The sequence below is a fragment of the Rhizobium sp. BR 315 genome (genome assembly GCF_050577975.1).
Classification (GTDB): domain Bacteria; phylum Pseudomonadota; class Alphaproteobacteria; order Rhizobiales; family Rhizobiaceae; genus Rhizobium; species Rhizobium miluonense.
In genome coordinates this window covers 68,067-84,877 of sequence record NZ_JARWKZ010000020.1, presented here as the reverse complement: position 1 = coordinate 84,877, position 16,811 = coordinate 68,067, and the positions used below count along the sequence as shown (strand labels likewise).

Below are 16,811 nucleotides of genomic sequence, written 5' to 3'. Positions count from 1 at the left end.
ATCAGGCGACCAAGCGCGCCATGACATCAGCCGCAAGTTGCTGCATCCGATCAATCGGCGCGTGGCCGATCAGCATGAAGGCATGGGTGGCGCTCGACCAGTAGACGACATTCATGCCACGACGGCTCTCCATGTCCGGCGCTGCCGCACCCTTTGCAGATTGGACAATGCAAAGAGCCATCGGCCCGCTTTCCGGATCGAGATAGGCGATCTGAGCGAGAGGCTTGTTGTCATAATTCAGGATCTGCGCGCGCTTGAATTCGACGCCCGGCATGGCGACGGCTTCCGGCGCCAGCGACAAGCCGAGTTTCATGCTGACTTCGTTCAGCTGCGCGACCTGCTGTACATGATCGCCGGCCGGGGCGCTCAAGGTGTCGGCGGTATAGAGGGAAAGATATTCGGCAACCGCGGCACGCCATTCGGTGTCCTCATCCGGTTTCGAAAGCCGACGGCCGAGGCCGATCACGGCGCGGTCGATCGCAATAGCGGCCACGAAACTTGCAGCAACAGCTGCAAGGAAGCCGCGACGGCCGATGCCGGCGGCACGAGCCTTGGACTTCTTCGCAGTGGTAACAGCGGCAAGCATGGCTTCCAGTTTCGCAGCCGGCGCCTCGGCAAGCATGGGCTCGAATGCCTCCTCGAACGGCAGCGCGCTGCGCGACAGGAAATCGAAACGCTCCGCCACGCGCGCGTCGCCGGCGATCAATCGTTCGACCCATTCACGGTCGGCGGCATCCAGCTCGCCATCGATGAAGGCGGTGAGCTGCTCGTCCGTGGGCATATGTCCTTTGTTCAATTCACTCATTTCGATTCCCCAGTCGCCCACCTCCGGAAGAACTTCCGTCGGCCGCCACCCCCATGCCATCGGCGAGTTTCGCTCGCGCCGCTGCAAGCCTGCTCATGACCGTGCCGATCGGCACACTCAGGACTTCCGCCACCTCGCGGTAGGAGAGCCCCTCGACATAGGCCAGAAACACGGCCGTACGCTGCGCCTCCGGCAGAGCCTGCACCCGCTGCAGCACCTGGCCCGCCATGATGTGAGTCTCGGTCTCGTGCGCACCGTCGAAAACCAGCGTCTCGCCGGCGTCGACGAAGCCCTGCCCCATGCGCACCCGACGCGAACGGACCTCGTTCAGCCATATCGAATGGAGGATGGCAAAGAGCCAACGATCCAGCCGCGTGCCGGCAGTGAACTGCGCCGCTCGCTCCAGCGCCCTGACACAGGTCGCCTGCACGAGATCGTCGGCCACGTCGCGCTGGCGCGACAGCACTACACCATAGCGCCACAGCCGCGTCAGATGCTGGGACAGGCCCGTCCTGATATCCTCTTCGCTCGCTATGGCATCCTCCACGGCATTCGCGCATCCGGGAGCCGCCGGCTTTTTCGGCGACTCCGTTGCAGCCCGACTATAAGCAGAAATCGCGCCACGAGCGACTGGCATCACTCCCATATCCCTCGCAAAGCTCCCTGCTGATGATAGTCATGGTTGAGCCGATCCCGTACCTCAAAGGGTCGATGGATTCAGGATCGCGGCGTGAAGGTCGCGATATTCCTCGCAGGTCGTGTTGCCGCAGAGCGTCTTGATCGTGCTCAGCTGATCCTTGGCGAGATCCATCTGGCCCTTGATGACGTAGGCTTCACCGAGATATTCGCGAACCAGCGTATATTTCGGGTCCATGGCAACGGACTTCTGGTAGTAGGAAATGCCTTCATCCGTGCGTCCGAGCTTGCGAGTGGCATAGCCGCGATAGTTCAGCGCCTCTGCCGTGTTCGGGTTCTTCATCGTGTCCAGAACCGCCAGAGCTTCCTGATAGCGATGATCCTTCTTGGCCAGAGAATAGGCGTAATCGGCGCGGTTTTCGTCCGTGACGTTGGCACCCTGCTGCTTGACGCACTTCTTCGCCTTCTGATCGTAGATCTCGCCCTTCTTGCAGGTCGGCGTCGTGCTCGAATTATCGCCGGCGGCGAAGACGGGAACGGCGAAAGCGCCGAGGGTCAGGCTTGCGCCGAGGGCGATGGAAGCCAGGCGAAATACTTTGGTCGTCATGGAATGTCTCCTTGGCAAATGAACGTTGCGAGGGGAGAACACACCGCCTGCGGCATTTATTCGGGTCGCTTCAGAATATTTTTCGTGCGGCCGGTCCGTGAAGATCGTCACTGTTTCGTGACCGCTCCAGTATCGAATAGACTGCCGTCATCGCGTGTTTGCGTCCCATGCCCTTTAAGGGCGGCAGGAGAAACCCGTGACCGATACCGTCAAACTTCTAAGCCTCGCCGTCGCCACGCCTGACAATATCATCCTCCAAACGGATGCAGCAGAGACGGCAAGCCGTCTGTTCTCAGATCGATTTCAGGATTTCAAATATCTCGCCCGCGTGTTCGAGAGCACCGGCATTCGCAAGCGGCATGTGGCGCGACCGCTTTCCTGGTTCGAAGAGCCGCATGGCTGGGAGGATCGCATGGCGGCCTATACCGAGGTCGCAACCGAGCTTTTCCGGCGAGCTGCGACAGGGGCGCTGCAACGCGCCGGCATTGAAGCGCATCAGGTTGATTGTGTCGTCACGGTTTCCTCGACGGGGCTTGCAACCCCAAGCCTCGAGGCACGGCTGGCCGGAAAAATGGGCTTCCGCTGCGATATAGAGCGGGTGCCTGTCTTCGGGCTCGGCTGCGCGGCGGGCGTTTCCGGTCTTGCCATCGCGACGAAGATGGCGAAAAGCCGGCCCGGCGCCGTCGTGCTCTTCGTCGCGATCGAGCTTTGCTCGCTCGCCTTCCGACTGGACGAACTGACCAGACCCAACATCATCGCTACGGCCCTGTTCGGCGATGGTGGGGCGGCCTGCGTATTGCGAGCCGGTGAGAGTGGCGTCGTCGAAATCGAATCGACCGGAGAACATCTCTTCCCCGACAGCCTCGGCATCATGGGCTGGAAGATCGACGATACGGGCTTCGGCATCATTCTGGAACAATCGCTGCCGGTCTTTGCCGAGACACATCTGAGGAGCGCGGTCGCCGGCATTCTTGACCGCGCCGGGCTTTCGCTCTCGGATATAGACCGCTTCATCTGCCATCCCGGCGGCGCCAAAGTGCTTGCGGCGCTGGAGAGCGCACTCCATCTCGACGAAGGCTCGCTCGATATCGAGCGCGAGGTGATCGCCGATTATGGCAACATGTCCTCCCCCACCGTACTGTTCGTGCTGGAGCGGGCGATCGCTGCGGGACTGCCGCGACGTTCGGCATTGCTTGCCTTGGGCCCCGGCTTCTCGGCAAGCTGCATCACGTTGAAGAGGGTCGCATGATGCTATGGTCCTCGATCGCCCTTCTGACATTCGTGACACTGCAGCGCCTGGCCGAATTGATCTATGCCAGACGCAACACCGCCGCCCTTCTTGCCCGCGGCGGCCGGGAATATGCACCTGAACACTATCCCTTCATGGTGGCGATGCATGCCGCCTGGCTGGCTGGCCTCTGGTTGCTTGCCATCGGCAGGCCGGTCGTCCTCGCCTGGTTCCTGCTGTTCATGGTGCTGCAGGGATTGCGCCTCTGGGTATTAGCGACGCTGAAGGAACGTTGGACGACACGGATCATCATCCTGCCGGGTAGCCCACTCGTAACGAAAGGTCCCTATCATTTCCTCCGTCATCCGAATTATGCGATCGTAGTCGGCGAGATCGCCGTCCTGCCGCTTTCCTTCGGGATGCCGCTCTATGCAGCGATCTTTTCGCTGCTGAACGGCATCATTCTTACGGTCCGCATCCGCGCCGAGAACGCCTGTCTGAAACGGACTGCGACCTGACTGCATTTTTCATTTGCGCCGCCGAAATTTGGCAGGCACTTTCGATGCTTAGAGCGCAACTCACGCAATGATAGCAATATCCATGCGAATTCGCGCGAAAATGCAATGAACATGCGGATAGCAGGGTAAAATGACAAAGGACGCAATCGTTCTCGGCGCCGGCATCGTCGGCGTTTCGACGGCAATCCATCTGCAGCGGCGGGGGCGCCAGGTCGTTCTCGTCGACAGAAGGGAGCCCGGCCGGGAAACGTCCTTCGGCAATGCCGGCCTCATTCAGCGCGAGGGCGTGGTGCCCTATGGCTTCCCGCAGCAATTCGGCCTGCTGCTGCGCTATGCCCTCAACAATCGCGTCGATGCGCATTATCACCTGCGCGCCCTGCCTTCGCAGATCGCCTTCCTTGCCCGCTACTGGTGGAATTCCAATACCAAGCGCCATCAGATGATCTCGCGCGCCTATGCGCCGTTGATCGAGCATTCCGTGAGCGAGCACAATGACCTTATCGAAGCCTCGCATGCTGAAGAGCTCATTCGCAAGAACGGCTGGCTGGAGCTGTACCGCTCGAACGAGAAGCGCGACGCGGAGTTTGCCGAAGCCGAGCGCCTCAACCGGGAATTCGGGATCGGTTACGAAGCGTTGAGCAGCGCGGACATCGCGACGGCGGAACCGCATCTCAGGGGCGGCTTCGCAGGCGCTCTCCGCTGGCTCGATCCCTGGTCGGTGCTCGACCCGCATGGGCTGATATCAGCCTATCGCCGCTATTTCGAGAGCATCGGTGGCCGCGTGACCACGGGCGATGCCGTCTCGCTCGGCATGTCTGGATCAGCCTGGAGAATGGTGACGGCGGAAGGATCCATCGAGGCGGAAGATGTCGTCGTTGCGCTCGGCCCCTGGGCCGATCTGGTGACGAAACGCTTCGGCTATGCCTTCCCGCTCGGCGTGAAGCGCGGCTATCACATGCATTACGCCGCCGAAGGCAATGCCGTCCTCAACAACTGGGCGGCGGATGCCGAGCGCGGCTATCTGCTGGCGCCCATGAGCCGCGGCATTCGCCTGACGACCGGCGCCGAATTCGCACGCCGCGACGCGCCGAAAACGCCGGTACAGCTCGACCGTGCCGAAGCCCTCGCCCGTGCCGCCTTCCCGCTTGGCGAACGGCTCGATCCCGAGCCCTGGATGGGCGCCCGCCCCTGTACGCCGGATATGATGCCGATCATCGGCAAGGCGCCACGCCACAACGGTCTGTGGTTCGCCTTCGGCCATGCGCATCACGGCCTGACGCTCGGCCCGGTAACCGGCCGCGTGCTTGCCGAACTCATCACCGGCGAGAAGCCGTTCATCGATATCTCGGCCTATGGCCCGGGCCGGTTTGCGCCCTGAGCTATTTGCTCTAGAGGATGGCCTTAAGGCTCTTCACGGCAGCCTCGACGATCGCATCAATGGTACCGTCGATATCGACGGTGACGACGCCCGGCTCGCCGGTCGGCACTTCCAGTGTCTGCAACTGGCTTTCCAAGAGCGAAGCAGGCATGAAATGACCCTTGCGCTCGCCCATGCGCCTGCTCAGCAGCTCCTTGGAGCCGTGGAGATAAATGAAATAGAGATGGCCGCCGGCGGACGCCCGCAGGCGCTCGCGATAGGTCCGTTTCAGAGCCGAGCAGGAAACACTGATCCCCTCGCCCTTGGCTAGGCTTGCCGCAATCTCCTGGCCGATTTTTTCGAGCCAGGGCCAGCGATCCTCGTCGGTGAGCGGGATTCCCTTGCTCATCTTCTCGACATTGGCGGCAGGATGGAGCGCATCGCCCTCGATGAAGTGAATGCCAAGCTTAGCCGCCACCCCCTCGCCGACCGAGGATTTGCCGCTGCCGCTTACGCCCATGACGATGATGGCAAGGGGCGTCTTGGATAGTTCACTCATTTGTTTCCTGCCTTGAATCATGGCCGATAATGACAATCAGGCAGGTTCCACCGTTGACGCATCCGATTGCCTAGCCCGTCACCCCAACCCTCGCCCCGCATACGGGGAGAGGGGCCAGGCAGAAAGGCATGGGAAAGCCGGAACTGCCCGATTCACAACTTGGATCAATCCAGCGGAAAGAAACAGGAAAATTTGTGCGAGCCTTCGCCCGCTAATTCCGGCGCAACCTGCCGGCACTTGTCCTGAGCGCGCCAGCAGCGCGGATTGAAATGGCAGCCGGTCGGCGGGTTGAGCGGCGACGGCAGCTCGCCCTGCAGGCGGATGCGGTTCTTCTCACGATCGGGGTCTGCGATCGGCGTCGCCGACAGAAGTGCTGCCGTATAGGGATGGCGCGGGCGGTTGAAGACCTCTTCGGCCGTACCGGTCTCAACCGGGCGTCCGAGATACATCACCATCACGTCGTCGGCGATGTGGCGGACAACGGAAAGGCCGTGCGAGATGAAGAGATAGGCAAGCCCCATCTCCTTCTGCAGATCCATCAGCAGGTTGAGAACCTGCGCCTGGATCGACAGATCGAGCGCGGAAACCGGCTCGTCGAGCACCAACACCTTCGGCCGCAGCATCAGGGCACGCGCAATCGCGATACGCTGGCGCTGGCCGCCGGAGAACATATGCGGGTAGCGATCATAATGCTCCGGGCGCAGACCGACACGCGCCATCATCTCCTCGGCCTTGCGGCGGCGAGTGGCGGCATCGTCATCGGTATTGATCTTCAGCGGCTCTTCCAGGATGGAGCCGACCTTCTGACGCGGGTTGAGCGAGCCATAAGGGTTCTGAAACACGATCTGCACGGCGCTGCGCAGGCTGCGGTCGCCGAGCTTCGCCGGCTTGCCATCGATCAGCAATTCGCCCGATGTCGGATTTTCGATCATCGTCACGAGACGGGCGAGCGTCGACTTGCCGCAGCCGGATTCGCCGACGACAGCGAGCGTGCGGCCCGACTGCAGGCTGAAGCTGACGCCGTTCAGCGCCTTGACGGTCGCCTCGGGTTTGAAGCTGCCGCGCTTGATGGTGTAGAAACGGGCGAGATCGCGCCCTTCGAGAACAGCGCCGGTCATGCGGCACCTCCTGCAGATTTCGTGGCGGCAATGCCGGGATGACCGAGCGGCTTGCCATGTTCCAGCGGATAGTTGCAAAGGGTCAGGCCGAGTTCGCTACCCTGACGCTTGACGCCCTTGTCGCATTCCGGCGTGGCGAAGGAACAACGGGGCGCAAAGAGACAGCCCGTCGGCCGATCGTGCTGACCGGGAACGACACCGGCGATCGACGGCAGGCGCTCGCCCACTTCGGCGCGCTCCGGCAGAGCCGAGAGAAGAGCCGCCGTATAGGGATGATGCGGATCGCGGAACAGCTCCTTGACCGGCTGCTCCTCGACCTTCTGGCCGGCATATTGCACCTGCACGCGCTCTGCCGTTTCGGCGACCACACCCATGTCGTGGGTGATGAGCACGAGCGCCATGCCCTGCTCCTGCTGCAGGCGCACGAGCAGATCGAGGATCTGCGCCTGGATCGTCACGTCGAGCGCGGTGGTCGGCTCGTCGGCGATCAAGAGCTTCGGATTGCAGGCCAGCGCCATGGCGATCATGACGCGCTGGCTCATGCCGCCGGACATCTGATGCGGGAAGTTCGACAGGCGATCCGCAGGCGCAGGAATGCCGACGAGATTGAGCAGCTCGATCGAGCGCTCGCGGCGCGCCTTGCGGTCGAGGCCCATGTGAATGCGCAGGGTTTCGCCGAGCTGGAAGCCGACCGTGAAGCACGGATTGAGGCTCGACATCGGCTCCTGGAAGATCATCGCCATGTCCTTGCCGATGATCTTGCGGCGCTGACGGGCGGAGATGCCGCGAAGGTCTTTGCCATCGAACATCATGCGGTCGGCGGTGATCTTTGCCGTCCAGGGCAGAAGACCCATCATGGCAAGCATGGAGACCGACTTGCCGGAGCCGGACTCGCCGACGATCGACAGGATTTCTCCCTTGTCGCATTGGAGCGAGACACCGTCGACTGCGCGGAACAGGCCGGACGAGGTCTGGAATTCAACGGATAGGTTTTCAATATCGAGGAGTGCCATCACGACCTCTTCAGCTTCGGGTCGAACGCATCGCGCAGGCCGTCGCCCATCAGATTGATGGCGAGCACGGTGATCAGGATGCAGAGACCGGGGAAAGTAACGAGCGAGGGGTTGCTCTGGAAGAATTCACGCGAATCCGCAAGCATCGTGCCCCATTCCGGCGTCGGCGGCTGGGCGCCCTGGCCGAGGAAGCCGAGTGCCGCGGCATCGAGAATGGCGGCCGAGAAGGCAAGCGTGCCCTGCACGATCAGCGGCCCAAGGCAATTCGGCAGGATCGTCTTGAACATCAGCCGCAGCGACCCCGCGCCGGCGACGCGCGAAGCGATGACATATTCCTTGTCGCGTTCGGTCATGACCGAAGCGCGTGTCAGGCGGACGAAATGCGGCTGATTGACGATGGAGATCGCAATCATGGCGTTCGTCAGGCCAGGCCCGAGGATTGCCACCAGCACCAGGGCGAGCAGCAGCGACGGGACGGCAAGGATGATGTCCATGATGCGCATGATGATCGTGTCGGTACGGCCACGGACATAGCCGGCGACGAGGCCGATCAGGATACCGGCGAGCGCCGAAAGCGAGGCGACCACAAGACCGATGAACAGCGAGAACCGCGTGCCGTAGATGAGGCGCGACAGAAGATCGCGGCCGTTGGCATCGGTGCCGAGCAGGAAGCTGCTGTTGCTGCCCTGTACCCATGCCGGCGGTAGGCGCTGCATGTCGCTGCCGTAAGCGGCATCGGGGTTATGAGGCGCCACGACGCCGGCAAAGATTGCCAGAAACAGAACGAAGAGGAAGATCACAAGGCCGATGACGGCGCCCTTGTTGCGAGAGAAGTAATACCAGAACTCCGCGAGAGCGGAAGGACGGTCGGTTTTGACGCTTACCGTGCTCATGGACCGCTCCTAGTGACGAATGCGTGGATTGACGAAGCCGTAGAGCAAGTCGACAGCGAGATTGACGAGCATGACGATGCCCGCGATCAACAGCAGGCCGCCCTGCACGACCGGATAATCCCGCTTGAAGACGGCATCGATCATCCATTTGCCGATGCCCGGCCAGGAGAAGATGCTTTCCGTCAGGATGGCGCCGCCGAGCAGCACGCCAACCTGCAGACCGATCGTTGTGACCACCGGGATCATCGCATTGCGCAGCGCATGCACGGAAACGACGCGCAGCGGCGACAGGCCCTTGGAGCGGGCAGTGCGCACATAATCCTCGCCGAGCACTTCCAGCATGGCGGAGCGCGTCTGGCGCGCAATGACGGCGAGCGGAATGGTGCCGAGCACGACGGTCGGCAGGATCAGCGAATTGAGCGCGGAAGCAAACGCGCCCTTCTGTCCTGAGAGGAGGCTGTCGATCAGCATGAAACCGGTGATCGGCTTGAAGAAATAGATGAGGCCGATGCGGCCCGAAACCGGCGTCCAGTGCAGATAGCCGTTGAAGACGATGATCAGCAACAGGCCCCACCAGAAGATCGGCATGGAATAGCCGACGAGGGCGACTCCCATGACACTCTGGTCGAACCATGTCCCTCGCTTGACGGCGGCGAAAACGCCGGCCGGAATGCCAAGACAGATCGCCAGGATCATGGCACAAATCGACAGCTCGAGCGTAGCCGGGAAGAAGGTGAAGAAGTCGGTCAATACGTCACGCTTGGTGGTGATAGACGTGCCGAGATCGCCGTGCAGGGAGTTCCAGACGTATTTGCCGTACTGGACGATCATCGGCTGGTCGTAACCGAGATCGTGCGAGATCTCGGCATGGCGCTCCGGCGACATGACGCGTTCGCCCGACAGCAACATGACGGGATCGCCGGGAAGCAGGCGGATGAAGGAGAAGGCGACAATCGATACGCCGAGGAATGTCGGGATCAGCACCGCAAGGCGGCTGAAAAGAAATCGCAACATGACAGTTGTCCAAATTTTTCCGGCGGTCAGACTGAGTGCCTGACCGCCGGGTCGCCCGGTCCTAGCCGGGCATTCTCACAGATTTTTCGTTATTCGGCGATATCGACGCCGTCGAAGCGGTGAACGCCGAGCGGATCCTGGAAGTAGCCGGTGACGTTCTTCGTCATTGGCATGAAGACTTCGGAGTGATCGATCGTCATCCATGGTGCTTCGCGCTTAAAGATGACCTGGGCCTGTTCATAGAGCTTGGTGCGCTCCTTGACGTCAGCCGTCTGCTTGGCCTTCTTCACCAGATCGTCGAATTCCTTGTTGCACCACTGCGCACGGTTGTTGCCACCGACGGCATCGCAGCCGAGCAGCGTGTCAAGGAAGTTGTCCGGATCGCCGTTGTCGCCGGTCCAGCCGAGGATGGCCGCACCATCGCGGTCCTTAGCGGAGGAGAGCTTCAGGTACTGAGCCCAGTCATAGGTGACGATCTCGACCTTGACGCCGATCTTGGCCAGATCTGCCTGCATCAGCTCGGCAGCGCGACGCGCATTCAGCATGTAAGGACGCGAAACCGGCATAGCCCAGATCTTCATGCTGAGACCCTTGACGCCAGCCTTTTCAAGCAGCTTCTTGGCTTCGTCCGGGTTGTAGGCGTCGTCCTTCACTTCCTTGTTGTAGGACCACATGGTCGGCGGGATCGGGTTGGTGGCAACCTTGGCAGAGCCCTGGAAGACGGCGTCGACGATGGCCTGCTTGCTGACAGCCATGTTGATCGCCTTGCGCACTTCGACCTTGTCGAATGGTGCAACCAGCGTGTTATAGGCGAGATAAGAAACGTTCAGACCAGCCTGCTCGAGAACATTGAGGTTCTTGTCGGCTTTGAGGTCCTTGATATCGGCCGCGTTCGGGTACGGCATGATGTTGCATTCGCCGGACTTCAGCTTCTGCGCGCGAACGGATGCGTCCGGCGTAATCGCAAAGACGAGATCGTCGATCTTTTCCTTGCCCTTGAAGTAGCTTTCGTTTGCCTTGTAGCGGATGACGGCATCCGGCTGGTAGGCAACGAAGGTGAACGGGCCGGTGCCCAGCGGCTGCTGGTTCATCTGCTCCATCTTCTTGTCGGCCTGCAGCTTGTCTGCATATTCCTTCGACAGGATCGAGCCGAAGTCCATGGCCAGGTCGGCGAGGAAAGGCGCTTCCGGGCGGTTCAGCACGAACTTCACGGTGAGGTCATCGACCTTCTCGATCGACTTGATCAGCTTGGGGAAGCCCATGCCGTCGGCGTATTCATAAGAACCGCCAGCGACGTACTTGGCCCAGGGGCTGTCTGCGCTGATCTGGCGCCCGATGGCGAAGATGACGTCATCGGCGTTCAGGTCGCGCGTCGGCGTAAAGAAATCGGTGGTCTGGAACTTCACGCCCTTGCGGAGCTTGAACGTATATTCCTTGCCATCGGGGGAAACGGTCCAGCTTTCGGCAAGGCCCGGCTCGATCTCGGTGCCACCGTGCTTGAATTCGACGAGACGGCTGTAGACCGTACGCGATGAAGCATCGAAGGTATTGCCTCCGGTGTAGATCCCCGGATCGAAGCCTTCCGGCGAGCTTTCCGAGCAATAGACAAGTGTTTTCGACCAGGCGGACGTTGCCATGACCGAAGCCAAAGCTGTCACTGCCAGCAGGGCAGAAATCTTTTTCATGATATCGTTTCCCAGATTTGTTATTCTTTTGAAGCCGCGGACACCCTAGAGGTTGCCGTTCGGATCGCGCCGATGGAACTTTATTTTAAGTTTGAAAGCAACAAGTCCCGCCTAAATTTTTTCCGATTTGTCGAGTTTGGAAATTTTTGGACGAAAAAACCTTTGAATTGGTAATAATCTGCCGGAATTTGACGCAGTTTTGTCAGATTCAGGACGATTTAGTGCTTTCCTCTTGCGATCCGATTACCCTCCACGGCCCTGATACGGGGTACTAAATGCAAAAATCCGCGGCTGCCGGCAGCAACCGCGGATGGAAAACCGATGCAACTCGAAGCAGAAGATCAGGCTGCAGGAGCGGTGAGCGACGGCTTCTTGGCAATCGCTCTGTGATCCAGATCGGTCAGGCCGAGCAAGAAGTTGATCTGCGGGCGCGCCTTGACGAGATCGTCGATGGAATATTGCGTCAGGACGTCGAAGAAGGCGTTCAGCGCCTTGCGCAGAGCCGAGTTGAGACCGCAGCTGTCGACCAACGGACATTCTACCACGCCTTCTTCGAAGCATTCCGCCATGGCGAAGCTGTCTTCGGTCACACGAACAACGTCGAAGAGGCTGATATCGCTCGCGGGCTTGCCGAGACGAACGCCACCATTGCGGCCGCGAACGGTTTCGACAAGGCCTGCCTTGGTCAGCGGCTGCAGGATCTTGAAGAGAAACAGCTCTGAAACACTGTAAGCTCTGGCGATTTCCGGGATACGGCTCAGATGGCCGTCATTGGCGGCGCAATACATCAACATGCGCACTGCGTAATTGGTCTGTTTGGTCAGGCGCATGCCGATCTCCTGGAATCGAGGCTGCTTAGGGGCTGGACCTGTATATAGTGGCTTTCTTAGTTTTGAACAATTCCAAAATATGAAATTCATATTCAGCTTATTCCGAAGGCCACAAGCTCCTCACCCGTTCGGCTACTCTCCCCTTTCCTTCAGCTCTCTGATGTAGTCGAGGATCGCCTGCTTGCGTTCGGGCGTGCCGGGATGGGTCGAAAGCATGCTGGTGTTGCCATGATCGTGCAGCTTCGTCTCGAGCAGATCAAAGAAGCGTGACAATGCCGCCGGGTCCTTGCCGGCCGCCATCATCAGCTCCACCGAGCGACGATCGGCCTGCGCCTCGGCTTGCCGGGAGTAGGAAAGCGCAAGGAGACCGCCGCCTTGCGTCAGTATGTCCTGAATGCCGGAGCCGACGTCGCCGGCGATCAAAAGCACAAGACCGGCAACACCCGCGGCGCTGTAGAGCTGGCGCAGACTGTGCTTGTATTCGACGTGGCCGATCTCGTGGCCGAGCACGGCGGTGATCATCTCCTTGTCGCCGCCGGCCAGTTCGACAAGCTGATCGGTAAGAACGAGATTGCCGTCCGGAAGCGCGAAGGCATTTGGGCCGATAAGGCCGCCATCGCGGAAGTTCAGATGATAGCGACCCGCACCGCCTTGCGCATTGGCGGCTATCCTGGCGAAATCATCGCGGATTTCCGTCTGCTGCGCCTCAGGCAGCTTGCTGGGGCCGAAGGTCACTCGATCCAGCGTCTTCAGAGTTCCCGCCGACATCATCTCCGGCACCACCGGCGGCGTCACCAGCACGGCAACTTCCACCAGGCCCGGCAAGGCATAGCGATAGATGATCGAAGCAAGGACGAATACTGCTAGTGCAAAGGCAATCAGCCGGGGGCGAACAATCTCCAACCCATGAACGAAGCCGCTGCGCCCTTCGCCGCGGCTGCGCAGATAGGCATCGACGGCATCGTTGTCGCGGGCTTCGAACACCGATTCATTTCCGAACACGATGCGGCGCGGGATCGAACCGACGCGCGGGCTGATCTCGATATCGGAACGAATGCCCCAGGTGAGCCGCCTGCTCTCGTCCCCCTCTTCGTCCGAGACCACGATGAGCGAACCGCCGATATCCTGCAGCCGGGCAGGAACCTCCCGGCTGGAATGAGGCGGATGCCAGATACCCGTCGCTATTGTCTGCCCATCAGAAGCCAAAGTCGAAACCATCGACATCGAGATATTCCGCGCTGATCGCATTGCCTGTCGAGCGGATCTGATCGAAGACGACGCCGATCTCGCCGTCGACATGGACGGCAGTATGCTCGGTGAGAAAACGTTGCATGCGCACCGCCGCCCAGGGGCGCATCAATCCAAGGGTCACCAAGGTGACGATCACGTTCGAAACTGCAATCCACATATAGCGCCGACGGCCAAGATCGCTTCTGAGCTGATGCCGGCGATCAATCGTTGTAGCCGACCAGATGACGTTGCGGATCGATGCGCGATAATAGAGGCCGGCGGCGATATAAGCGAGGAAGTTAAGGAGAATTACAAAATGCCCCGCACTGAGGCCGGCGCCTGCCGACCGCGTCAGCATCCCGTGGAAAAGGCCCAAGGCGCCAGCAACAAAACCAAGAATCAGGCCACATCCAATCGCGATCACGATCGTTGCGCCGAAAACCTTGTAGATCGCCCCCAATCGCGGCTCCGTCGAGAACGGTCGATCTCCGTAACGGAGATTGTCGAAGATGTATTTATAATACCAGCGACTTGCGATCGGAGACAGAAGTCCGACCGATACCACCGTTACAAGGGCGCCGAGGAAGATCGCCTTGAACGCGCCGCCATAGGTCCCGACGAAATCGAAGCGCACATTGCGGTAGCTCGTGACCCGCGCGTTGAAGCGAAGGCCGCGCATGAGGAACCATGGGAATACCACCAGCATGACAGGCCAGATCGCCAGGACCGCCAGTGGCGCCACATGTGACAGAATATTCACTACGATGAGAAAGCCGAACACGATCAATCGGCCGATGAGGATCTGCTTGCCCTTGGCATGATACTCGAAACTATGGCCCAGCAAGACAGTATTCCCGTAGAAATATCGGTTACGGCGTACCTTTGCCCAGGCCGAGTAAATGCCCAAGGTAACGATCGTCAGCAGAATGTTGACGATCCAGATGCCGAAATATTCCGAGGCGTTGCCCGTGAAGGAAGCCCTCTGGAAATACCGGCTTCCACCGATCGGATAGCTTTGCTCGACAGCTGCCATATTTATGTTCCCCCTACTCCACAAGAGGACGAGCTTTCCGCTGGAGGCATCCGCACACACCCGGGCCGCCGCGGGATGTGCTGCGCAACACATCGCTCGCCTTACCGTTGTATTTGAGAGCAGGAAAACATGCACCGATCAATGAAAAAATGCCGGAATACCATTCTAGATCAACAGGGTGCCAAGTCCATACAACCAAAGCCTTAGCACCTTGTCGGATCCAGGCATTTAGGTTGCAGAAACCCATACTGCCATTTCGCACCCCCCCGGTTCGCGGAAGTGGAACCGGCGGCCGCCTGGAAAATCGAAGGCAGGGCGCGTGATGATGCCGCCGGCGAACTCGACCGCGCGCTGGGCCGCTTCCAGATCGGTGGTGCGCACCACTGGCAGCGGCGCTCCGGTCGCTTCCGCCGCATCGCCCTGAATGCCAGCATCAATGCCGGCCGCCTCGATGGCGTGATAGGTCGGGCCGTAGCTCACAAAACTCCAGTCGAAGGCTTCTTCGAAGAAGCGGCGGGTCTTCAGGCCGTCTTTCGACGGAAATTCGAGATAGTCAATCTGATAGCTCACGGACATCGCGGCTCTCCCGTTGTTCTTGTTTTGTTCTAGACGAAAACGACGGCTTAGGCAAGATGACTCTATCGAAAACAAACGCAACAAAAAACCGCCGCCCGAGAAGTCCCGGACGGCGGTCGATGATGGCAAAGGCGCCGATGCTTACTTCATCGTCGGCATGACGAATTCGGCACCATCCTTGATGCCGGACGGCCAGCGGGCGGTGATCGTCTTCGTGCGCGTCCAGAACTTGATCGAGTCCGTACCGTGCTGGTTGAGGTCGCCGAAGCTGGAAGCCTTCCAGCCGCCGAAGGAGTGGTAGGCAAGCGGAACCGGGATCGGAACGTTGACGCCGATCATGCCGATATTGATGCGCGAGGCGAAATCGCGGGCCGCATCGCCGTCACGGGTGTAGATGGCGACGCCGTTGCCGTATTCGTGCTTCATCGGCAGTTCGAGCGCTTCTTCGTAGTTCTTGGCACGGACGACGGACAGAACTGGCCCGAAGATCTCGGTCTTGTAGATGTCCATGTCAGGCTTGACGTGGTCGAACAGCGTGCCGCCGACAAAGTAGCCGTCTTCATAGCCCTGCAGCTTGAAACCGCGGCCGTCGACGACGAGTTTGGCGCCTTCTTCGACGCCACGGTCGATCAGGCCGGTAACGCGGTTGTAGGCATCCTTGGTGACGAGCGGGCCGAGATCGGCCTTGTCGTCGGTATAGGGGCCGATGCGCAGCGATTCGATCTTCGGCACCAGCTTTTCAACGAGACGGTTGGCCGTGTCTTCGCCGACCGGGACTGCGACCGATACCGCCATGCAGCGCTCGCCGGCCGAGCCGTAACCGGCGCCCATCAGGGCGTTGACGGCCTGGTCCATATCGGCGTCGGGCATGATGATCATGTGGTTCTTGGCGCCGCCGAAGCACTGGGCGCGCTTGCCATTCATGGCGGCCGTGCCATAGACGTAGCGGGCGATCGGCGTGGAGCCGACGAAGGAAACGGCAGCGATATCCGGATCGGTCAGGATGGCGTCGACTGCGGTCTTGTCACCGTTGACGACGTTGAGGATGCCTGCCGGCAGACCGGCTTCGATCATAAGCTCGGCAAGGCGGATCGGCAGGGACGGATCACGCTCGGACGGCTTGAGGATGAAGGCGTTGCCGCAAGCGATCGCCGGGGCGAACATCCACATCGGGATCATGCCCGGGAAGTTGAATGGCGTGATGCCGGCGCCGACACCGACCGGCTGGCGGATAGAGTACATGTCGATCGCCGGGCCGGCGCCTTCGGTGAACTCACCCTTCTGCAGATGCGGAATGCCGCAGACGAATTCGCAGACTTCCAGGCCGCGGATGATATCGCCCTTGGAATCTTCGACCGTCTTGCCATGCTCCGAGGAGAGCAGGGTCGCCAGCTCATCCATGTTCTGGTTCAGCAGTTCGACGAACTTGAAGAAAACACGGGCGCGGCGCTGCGGATTGGTCGCCCCCCATTTCGGCTGCGCAGCCTTGGCGTTTGCGACGGCTGCGCGCAGCTCATCGACGCTGGCGAGTGCTACCGTTGCCTGCACTTCGCCGGTTGCCGGATTGTAGACGTTGCTGGTGCGTCCGCTCGTGCCGGCGACGCGCTTGCCGCCGATGAAATGACCGATCTCACGCATGAATGTGCCTCCTCGTTTTCTTTGATAATGACAGGATGGCACTTCAATTTGCACAAATCAATGAGCTGTTA

General features: G+C 60.4%; 17 protein-coding genes. 3 read left to right on the top strand and 14 right to left on the bottom strand.

Going from position 1 to position 16,811, the window contains the following annotated elements; translation table 11 throughout:
• Position 1: 1 nt before the first annotated feature.
• The 3 genes from QD409_RS19670 to QD409_RS19660 form a co-directional block, all read right to left on the bottom strand.
• Complete coding sequence (locus QD409_RS19670; protein ID WP_245298038.1) at positions 2–805, bottom strand: anti-sigma factor family protein; 804 nt, start codon at positions 803–805, stop codon at positions 2–4.
• Positions 798–1,442 carry an RNA polymerase sigma factor gene (locus QD409_RS19665; protein ID WP_092851171.1) on the bottom strand — a complete coding sequence of 215 codons (645 nt, stop codon included), beginning with the start codon at positions 1,440–1,442 and terminating at the stop codon, positions 798–800. Before QD409_RS19665 ends, QD409_RS19670 begins: the two co-directional genes overlap by 8 nt.
• A 63-nt stretch (positions 1,443–1,505) precedes the next feature.
• Entirely contained in the window at positions 1,506–2,048 is a 543-nt protein-coding gene (locus tag QD409_RS19660; protein WP_092851174.1) for a tetratricopeptide repeat protein, read from the bottom strand.
• 196 nt (positions 2,049–2,244) lie between these two features.
• On the opposite strand from QD409_RS19660, the gene QD409_RS19655 reads away from it, so the two are divergent.
• From QD409_RS19655 to QD409_RS19645, 3 genes are all read left to right on the top strand, one after another.
• Positions 2,245–3,297, top strand: coding sequence for a type III polyketide synthase (locus QD409_RS19655; RefSeq protein ID WP_092851178.1), 1,053 nt, complete (start codon positions 2,245–2,247; stop codon positions 3,295–3,297).
• Positions 3,297–3,794 carry an isoprenylcysteine carboxyl methyltransferase family protein gene (locus tag QD409_RS19650; protein ID WP_092851362.1) on the top strand — a complete coding sequence of 166 codons (498 nt, stop codon included), beginning with the start codon at positions 3,297–3,299 and terminating at the stop codon, positions 3,792–3,794. The genes QD409_RS19655 and QD409_RS19650 overlap by 1 nt, the downstream gene beginning before the upstream one ends.
• A 130-nt stretch (positions 3,795–3,924) precedes the next feature.
• Positions 3,925–5,172 carry an NAD(P)/FAD-dependent oxidoreductase gene (locus tag QD409_RS19645; protein WP_092851182.1) on the top strand — a complete coding sequence of 416 codons (1,248 nt, stop codon included), beginning with the start codon at positions 3,925–3,927 and terminating at the stop codon, positions 5,170–5,172.
• 10 nt (positions 5,173–5,182) lie between these two features.
• Here QD409_RS19645 and QD409_RS19640 read toward each other — a convergent pair whose 3' ends face one another.
• From QD409_RS19640 to QD409_RS19590, 11 genes are all read right to left on the bottom strand, one after another.
• Positions 5,183–5,710: a gluconokinase gene (locus QD409_RS19640; RefSeq protein WP_092851184.1), complete on the bottom strand. Its 528-nt coding sequence runs from the start codon at positions 5,708–5,710 to the stop codon at positions 5,183–5,185.
• A gap of 164 nt (positions 5,711–5,874) precedes the next feature.
• Positions 5,875–6,828: a peptide ABC transporter ATP-binding protein gene (locus tag QD409_RS19635; protein ID WP_092851186.1), complete on the bottom strand. Its 954-nt coding sequence runs from the start codon at positions 6,826–6,828 to the stop codon at positions 5,875–5,877.
• A complete protein-coding gene (locus QD409_RS19630; RefSeq protein WP_092851188.1) occupies positions 6,825–7,841 on the bottom strand; it encodes an ABC transporter ATP-binding protein in 1,017 nt (338 codons plus the stop codon). Before QD409_RS19630 ends, QD409_RS19635 begins: the two co-directional genes overlap by 4 nt.
• A complete protein-coding gene (locus tag QD409_RS19625; protein ID WP_092851190.1) occupies positions 7,841–8,734 on the bottom strand; it encodes an ABC transporter permease subunit in 894 nt (297 codons plus the stop codon). The genes QD409_RS19630 and QD409_RS19625 overlap by 1 nt, the downstream gene beginning before the upstream one ends.
• Before the next feature lie 9 nt (positions 8,735–8,743).
• Complete coding sequence (locus QD409_RS19620) at positions 8,744–9,748, bottom strand: ABC transporter permease subunit (protein ID WP_092851192.1); 1,005 nt, start codon at positions 9,746–9,748, stop codon at positions 8,744–8,746.
• 89 nt (positions 9,749–9,837) lie between these two features.
• Positions 9,838–11,433 carry an ABC transporter substrate-binding protein gene (locus tag QD409_RS19615; RefSeq protein WP_092851194.1) on the bottom strand — a complete coding sequence of 532 codons (1,596 nt, stop codon included), beginning with the start codon at positions 11,431–11,433 and terminating at the stop codon, positions 9,838–9,840.
• A gap of 341 nt (positions 11,434–11,774) precedes the next feature.
• Positions 11,775–12,263, bottom strand: coding sequence for an iron-responsive transcriptional regulator RirA (gene rirA / locus QD409_RS19610; RefSeq protein ID WP_092851196.1), 489 nt, complete (start codon positions 12,261–12,263; stop codon positions 11,775–11,777).
• Between the two features lie 132 nt (positions 12,264–12,395).
• Positions 12,396–13,487, bottom strand: coding sequence for a M48 family metallopeptidase (locus tag QD409_RS19605; RefSeq protein WP_092851198.1), 1,092 nt, complete (start codon positions 13,485–13,487; stop codon positions 12,396–12,398).
• Positions 13,459–14,526 (bottom strand): YjgN family protein, encoded by a 1,068-nt coding sequence (locus tag QD409_RS19600; RefSeq protein WP_092851200.1) that lies wholly within the window; start codon positions 14,524–14,526, stop codon positions 13,459–13,461. The genes QD409_RS19605 and QD409_RS19600 overlap by 29 nt, the downstream gene beginning before the upstream one ends.
• 228 nt (positions 14,527–14,754) lie before the next feature.
• Positions 14,755–15,102: a VOC family protein gene (locus QD409_RS19595; RefSeq protein ID WP_092851202.1), complete on the bottom strand. Its 348-nt coding sequence runs from the start codon at positions 15,100–15,102 to the stop codon at positions 14,755–14,757.
• A 141-nt stretch (positions 15,103–15,243) separates the two neighbouring features.
• Positions 15,244–16,740 carry a CoA-acylating methylmalonate-semialdehyde dehydrogenase gene (locus QD409_RS19590; RefSeq protein WP_092851204.1) on the bottom strand — a complete coding sequence of 499 codons (1,497 nt, stop codon included), beginning with the start codon at positions 16,738–16,740 and terminating at the stop codon, positions 15,244–15,246.
• Positions 16,741–16,811 lie beyond the last annotated feature (71 nt).

Excerpts from the sequence above, each read along its gene's own strand:
- QD409_RS19670 (WP_245298038.1), bottom strand. The coding sequence starts at position 805 with ATGAGTGAATTGAACAAAGGACATATGCCCACGGACGAGCAGCTCACC.
- QD409_RS19665 (WP_092851171.1), bottom strand. The coding sequence starts at position 1,442 with ATGCCAGTCGCTCGTGGCGCGATTTCTGCTTATAGTCGGGCTGCAACG.
- QD409_RS19660 (WP_092851174.1), bottom strand. The coding sequence starts at position 2,048 with ATGACGACCAAAGTATTTCGCCTGGCTTCCATCGCCCTCGGCGCAAGC.
- QD409_RS19650 (WP_092851362.1), top strand. The coding sequence starts at position 3,297 with ATGCTATGGTCCTCGATCGCCCTTCTGACATTCGTGACACTGCAGCGC.
- QD409_RS19645 (WP_092851182.1), top strand. The coding sequence starts at position 3,925 with ATGACAAAGGACGCAATCGTTCTCGGCGCCGGCATCGTCGGCGTTTCG.
- QD409_RS19640 (WP_092851184.1), bottom strand. The coding sequence starts at position 5,710 with ATGAGTGAACTATCCAAGACGCCCCTTGCCATCATCGTCATGGGCGTA.
- QD409_RS19635 (WP_092851186.1), bottom strand. The coding sequence starts at position 6,828 with ATGACCGGCGCTGTTCTCGAAGGGCGCGATCTCGCCCGTTTCTACACC.
- QD409_RS19630 (WP_092851188.1), bottom strand. The coding sequence starts at position 7,841 with ATGGCACTCCTCGATATTGAAAACCTATCCGTTGAATTCCAGACCTCG.
- QD409_RS19625 (WP_092851190.1), bottom strand. The coding sequence starts at position 8,734 with ATGAGCACGGTAAGCGTCAAAACCGACCGTCCTTCCGCTCTCGCGGAG.
- QD409_RS19620 (WP_092851192.1), bottom strand. The coding sequence starts at position 9,748 with ATGTTGCGATTTCTTTTCAGCCGCCTTGCGGTGCTGATCCCGACATTC.
- QD409_RS19615 (WP_092851194.1), bottom strand. The coding sequence starts at position 11,433 with ATGAAAAAGATTTCTGCCCTGCTGGCAGTGACAGCTTTGGCTTCGGTC.
- rirA (WP_092851196.1), bottom strand. The coding sequence starts at position 12,263 with ATGCGCCTGACCAAACAGACCAATTACGCAGTGCGCATGTTGATGTAT.
- QD409_RS19605 (WP_092851198.1), bottom strand. The coding sequence starts at position 13,487 with ATGTCGATGGTTTCGACTTTGGCTTCTGATGGGCAGACAATAGCGACG.
- QD409_RS19600 (WP_092851200.1), bottom strand. The coding sequence starts at position 14,526 with ATGGCAGCTGTCGAGCAAAGCTATCCGATCGGTGGAAGCCGGTATTTC.
- QD409_RS19595 (WP_092851202.1), bottom strand. The coding sequence starts at position 15,102 with ATGTCCGTGAGCTATCAGATTGACTATCTCGAATTTCCGTCGAAAGAC.
- QD409_RS19590 (WP_092851204.1), bottom strand. The coding sequence starts at position 16,740 with ATGCGTGAGATCGGTCATTTCATCGGCGGCAAGCGCGTCGCCGGCACG.